Raw genomic sequence first — 5,820 nt, 5'->3', positions numbered from 1 at the left:
ACGGAGCGATCAACGCCCACGACTCATCCGTCAGTTCATGTCGACGCACCACGAACAGAGCAACGAGCCACCAACTTTACGGACACGGCCTAGGGAGTGTCCTGTCGATCTGACTGGCTGAGTAGAACCAGGTGCGGCCGGTCGCCGCGATGATGTGAGATGCGGGACATGTCGATCGCTCTGAACGAGCCCGGTGTCGATGGGCTGACCGGGGTCCTGGATGCCCTCCGCGTATGGCAGGACGACCGCTCGCCGCTGCAACTCCATCCGGGGAACCTAGGCTGGGCTTGGGCACCGGGCGCGGAGAGGTGGCCGCGGCCGTCTGGACCTGGAGCGTGGACGGACGGATCATTGCCGTCGGATACCTGGACGACCCTGACCTGCTGCGCCTGACGACCGCGCCGGATCTGCGACAGGACGGGGATCTGGCGCGCCGGCTGCTGGCGGACCTCGATGATCCGGAACGCGGGGTCATGCCGCCCGGGAAGGTCGGCCTCGAAATCCCCCATGGCGCCCTGCTCCGCGAGGTTCTCTTGGAGGCGGGCTGGATTCTGGACAAGCCGTGGACGCCACTGCGTCACGACCTTGCCCACCCGGTGAAGGAGGACTCCGGCCTGCGGATCGAGGTAGCCGGTCCGAAGACGGCGGGGGTGCGGACCGCAGTGCCTCGCTCGGCGTTCGGCAGCCCGGCGTTCACCGAGGAGATCTGGCACGTCCTCGCAGCCGGGCCGGTCTATGCCGCGCCCGCTGCCTGATCGGCTACGACGACCAGGACAACGCGGTGGCCGCGGCGACGGTCTGGTCGGCCGGCCCCGGCAAGCCCGGCCTGCTGGAGCCGGTGGGCGTGCACGCCAACCATCGCGGTCGCGGCTACGGGACGGCGATCAGCGTCACCGCTGCGGCGACGCTGCATGAGCTGGGTGCGTCAAAGCGCACTCGTCAGCACCCCGACCTCGAACGCTGCCGCCGTCGCCGCCTACAGGGCAGCTGGATACGAGCCGTCGTCCGAACGGCTGGACGTGAGCCGAGCCGCCTGAAAACGATCAAGCGGCAGTATCGGACAGGCTTCGTCACTCACCGCCCCCTTCGGGGCGAGGACGCCGACCACGACCTGACTGGCTACCTGCCCGGCGATCCGCGCGACGCGGCCGAGCGCCTGGCCGACGACGCCGTACGGCGCGTCCACGCACAGCCGGCCATACACGCGAACAACGCCACCGCTCTTTTCGCCCGCATCACCTGACCGACCGTGCAGGAGACCCTGGGCCCCCCGAAGCATCGTCCTTGTGGAGGTTCGGACTACCGCCCCGCGCCGTCAGCAGCAGTCCGCGCAGGAGATGCTCGGCTGCCTGTTGATCCGACAGCGACGGGGCTGAACAGGAGGAAGCCCCCAGGTGACTGCCGCGATACGCCCGCTTCATGTCAGTGAGCTTGTGGCAGTGACGGTTGGTCAGGAGCGGGATGTTCTTGCAGGTCGCTGGCCCACGGTGATGGTGTGCCGTTGGCACGAGGCGGCACTTTGTGTTGTGGCGACTGACATCGTGCGGTGCATCCTCAGGCGGCTCACTGCCATCAAGGCGACACAGCGCAACTTCCCGCTGTCCGGCCAGTGGTGCTCGCCCGGCGCGGCGACGGCTCACGCGAAACCTTCCGCCACCGCCAGCCAGCGGTGCTGGGGCTGGGGCCAGTTCTTCCACCGGGCCCTCTGCCGGGGCGGGGGAGGTCGGCTGCTGGAGGTGGGCGAGCAGCATGGCGCCGGAGGCGGCACCCCCCTCTCTGGACGGGGCCGTGGTGTCGGCGATGCGCAGCAGTAGCTCGCGACGTCGCGGACTCCGGCGAGTGACCACCGACGTGACCCTCGAGCCAACCCGAGAGGGCGCTTGCCGTTAGATCTAAAAAGTGACGAACTTGTTACTCGACGCAATCGTGCGACCAGGGAGCAGATGGACGGGCAAGAAGTGGCGAACAGGGTTCCGACCGCAGAAAGGCTCGTGGTCGAGTACCAAGGACCTGAGGGCCTGCTGCTCAGGGAGGCCCAGGAGGCCCTTAAGAATAAGGAATACGACCTGGCTCTTCAGTTTGTTGAGCACATTGAGACCTTGACGAAGAGCCAAGCCTCCTGACGTGCGACTGTCCTGCTGGGTTCACCCAGCAGGACAGCGAGCGGCGCCACCCGGGTTACGGCGGGTTCTGCGGGGCCCGTACGCCGGTTTCCCCGGTTCCTGGCCTGCTGTTTCTTCCCATACCGCTCAACGCCCCCGGGCCCAGTGACCTGATCGGCCGCCCAGTCGCCCAGTCTCTGCCACGGCCGCAGTCGCCCGAGAAGGTAGCCGGCCGTAAGCGCGGCGGCCTCGGTAACGATGATGCCCATCACGACCACCGCATCCCGATGGCGGACAGCTGCTCCATCCGTTCCGGCGTCAGAGTCGCGGCCCTGCTTCGCTGGTTCCCGATCCACGCCCCGAGCCGGAGCTCTCGCTCCTCCCGGTCCTCGCCGTCGACGGCGGTCGCGACCGTCTCCACGTGCTTGCGCGGCACGTGAAGGTGTCCCTCGCGCTCGTAGAACTGGCGGGCGGCCGCGTAGTTCATCGTCCACTTGTCGGCCTGCGTACGGCGCTTGGGCTTTTCGGCCTCGCTGGCGGGCTCGATCCCGAGGACCTGCTCACACATCCATTGCTGCACGGTCGTGAGCTGGTCCCAGCCGAGCCGGACCGACTGGACCCACCGTCCGAGGTCCTCGCCCTGGCGCATGACGTCGCCCGTCTCGATGGGCAGTGCCTCACCGGCGTCCAGGTGCATCCGGACCAGGTGGAAGCAGCGCTGCCATGTCACCAGCCACGAGGGGCACCAGGACGCGTCGATGTCCTCCAGCTGCTCGCGCCGCTCGTCCGACAGCGCCCCGGCCGGCGACTCCACCGGCAGCCCCTCGGCACGCCGCTGCTCGTTCTCGGCAGCCTTCCGGGCGGCGGCCCGCGCGTTCTTCAGGAAGATGCCCACCTTCGCGCCCTGGTAGGTGGCGTTCAGCGGGGCAAGGAGGTGCCCGTGTTCGGCCGCCCACCCGCGCGCGGCAGACAGACCTTCCTCCCACGCGACATCGAAGTGGCTCCAGATCATGCCGAGCTTCTCCAGCTGCGCGACGCGGTCCTCGTCCATGTCGCCACGGGCGTAGAACCTCCTGGCGTCGGCGGTCCACTGCCCCAGCGGGAACCCGGCGAGCGAGGCCGGCCACCCCGCGCCTTCCTCCCCCTGATCCTGCTCGTCGACGGCGGGCACCCGGAACGTGAACGGCACGCGCAGGTCACCGTGCTCGCGGGCGTAGATGACGGCCGCCTCCACGCCGCGCCGCCAGTGCTCGTGCTCCGGGTTGAGGACACGCAGGTTGATGAACGCGGCGAGGGCGGCCGGGTCGCGCGGCGTAGAGAACTTCAACAGTGCCTTGGCCGGGGCGCTGACGCCCCCGGAACCCTCGCCGCTCCCGCCCGTGCTCTTCCCGCTGACCTCCTCGGCTACGGGCTTGTAGCGACTCGGGGCCTGCTGTTCCGCAAGGCTCTCCACGATCCGGGCGTCGTGCGCCCGTAGCGCCTCCAGCAGCTTGGCCAGCCCGCCGAAGGCACGGGAGGTGAGCATGTTGTCCGCCGTCTCGCCGGGCCCGAGCAGCACCGGCACCACGAGGGAAGCCACCTTGTCCTCGCCTGGCTGCATCCGCAGGGCCCGGCCCACGGCCTGGACCAGGTCGGGCATCGAGCCGCGTACGTCCGCCCAGTACACGGAGTCGCAGTTCTTGGTGTCGACGCCCTCGCCCAGGACCTTCACCGAGCTGAGAAAGCACTTCTCCACGACGGTGCCGTCCGTGGCGACCCCGGCCGCGAACTCCCCGAGCAACCGGCGCCGGTGGAGCGGCTTGTGGTCGCCGCACAGCCAGTCCGCCCAGATTGTCTTCGGGTACAGCTCCTGGTCGCTGGCGTGCAGCTGCGCGGCGACGTCCGGGAGGCCGGCCGCGAACGCCTCGGCCTCCTTCACCACGTGGTGGAACACGAGCGTTCTGCAGAAGTTCTCCTCCGCGGACGCCTTCACCAGGGCGGTCTGCAGAGCGGCGAGCCGCGCCCCGCGGACCTCTGCCGAGCGGCCTTCGGCGCCCAGGAGCTGCGCGGCCTGGAGCGCGGTGTCGGTGACGTCCACGCAGACGACCTGGTAGGGGGCACAGATTCCCCGGTCGATGGCCTCCGAGAGCGTCAGGGTGAAGCAGCGGCTGCCGAAGGGGCCCTCGGGGTCGTCGTCCATGCTCGCGACCAGCTCGCCGGGTGCGCCGGCCTCGTCCTCGTCCCCGAGCTGCCACAGCCGGGGTGTGGCCGTCATGTACAGACGGCGCAGGGACGGGATCTTCTGGTTATCGTGGACGACCGCCCACGGCTTTCCGATCCGGCCCGAAACCCGGTGGGCCTCGTCCACGACGATCAGGTCCCAAGCCGAAAGGCCGGCGGCGTGCGCCCGTTCCAGCGTGCCCAGACCGAGGCTGGCGTACGTGGCGTACACGGTCACCTTCTCCAGGCCCCGCGTCCACTCCACCAGCTCGTCCACGGCCGTTGTGTTGGGGAAGGACACCTCCTCACCGCGCAGCGAGGACACCCCGATCATCGGCCCCAGACGGCCTCCCTCGCGCCACGCGGCCTCGGTCTGGGCGAGCAGGTCCAGCGAGGGCACGAGCACCAGCACACGGCCCGCGTGGAGCTCCTCCGCGCTCCGGACCGCCACCCGGGTCTTCCCGGACCCGGTCGCCATGATCACCTGGGTTCGAAGCCCTCGTTCGGGCACAAGTGATCTTGCAGGTAATTCGAGGGCGCGCACGACCGCGTCAATGGCTTCTCGCTGGGCTGCCTCGCGGTGGTCAGCGCGGTCGGTGCTCGGCATTCGCCTGCCTTCTCCTGGGGTGCCGTCCGGTCGATTCGAGCGGTGGGAAACGGGAAACCTGCGCGTAGATCGGCTACGAAGGCTGCGGTTGAACTGGCGCGTTCGAGTGGCTACTCCCCACCACCGGAGCCCCGGCAAAGCCGCGCAGTGGTCCTCGGTAAGCATCCAAAGCGGTCTAGGTGATGTGCCCTGAGTCCAGAGTCTATCTTGTCTTCAAAATGAAGCACACAGAACGCCCAGATTCCTTTTCGCATGGCTTGAACATTTCACTGGGGCCCCACACTGACAGAGGAAGAGCGAGGGGCCTTTCGCCCATCAATGCCGTTGGTTACCTTGGGAGTTGTTCGTACCACGTGGGGGCCTTGGAATCCGCTCTGTCAGAGCGGGGGCCGCTTGAAAAAGAGGTACGGACATGAGTGATGACCAGCGGTCATCTCGTCGGGGCCGGCTGGCCGCCGAGATCGCGAAGCGAATCGCTGTGGCACTGAGCGCACGCGCTCTGTGGACAGTGATCGTGGAACTGATCCGAGGCGAAGGCTAACTCCCCGCAGAGGGTGGGGCGAAGACCCCCTGCGCCCCACCCTCTCCTCGTAGCCAGCCGAGCCCGCGACAGCGGGCTACAGGACTGGAGGCGCAGCCGGAAGGACCCGAGGCGGGGGAGCGCAGCGGACTCGCCGACCCGGACTGGAGCGAAGCGGAAGCCAGGCCCACCGCTCCGGGAGCGCAGCGAACGGAGCGTCATCCCCGGCGCGCAGCGCCGGGGATGAGTGGGTCGCGCAGCGACCCGCCGGCGCTCCCGCGGAGCGGGAGCGCAACACCCATGCGCAGCATGGGTGTTCGCTTGCACATCGCGCAGCGATGTGGTACCTGTGTATTTTACACAAAAGACGCTGCCGACGAAAGTAGGAGTGT

General features: G+C 68.6%; 2 protein-coding genes and 1 pseudogene. 2 read left to right on the top strand and 1 reads right to left on the bottom strand.

Annotated elements, in window-relative coordinates; translation table 11 throughout:
• Window positions 1-168: 168 nt before the first annotated feature.
• Window positions 169-1,037, top strand: a pseudogene (locus tag ACFVYX_RS33585) (GNAT family N-acetyltransferase).
• 906 nt (window positions 1,038-1,943) lie between these two features.
• On the top strand, window positions 1,944-2,123 hold the full coding sequence (locus ACFVYX_RS33580; RefSeq protein ID WP_389685290.1) for a hypothetical protein: 180 nt from the start codon (window positions 1,944-1,946) through the stop codon (window positions 2,121-2,123).
• A 247-nt stretch (window positions 2,124-2,370) separates the two neighbouring features.
• Here the strand turns inward: ACFVYX_RS33580 and ACFVYX_RS33575 are convergent, their stop codons facing one another.
• Window positions 2,371-4,908, bottom strand: coding sequence for a Helicase associated domain protein (locus tag ACFVYX_RS33575; RefSeq protein ID WP_389685288.1), 2,538 nt, complete (start codon window positions 4,906-4,908; stop codon window positions 2,371-2,373).
• Between the last annotated feature and the right edge of the window lie 912 nt (window positions 4,909-5,820).

It is taken from the genome of Streptomyces sp. NPDC058326 (assembly GCF_042879855.1).
Classification (GTDB): domain Bacteria; phylum Actinomycetota; class Actinomycetes; order Streptomycetales; family Streptomycetaceae; genus Streptomyces.
This window is presented reverse-complemented; position numbering and strand designations above follow the sequence as displayed.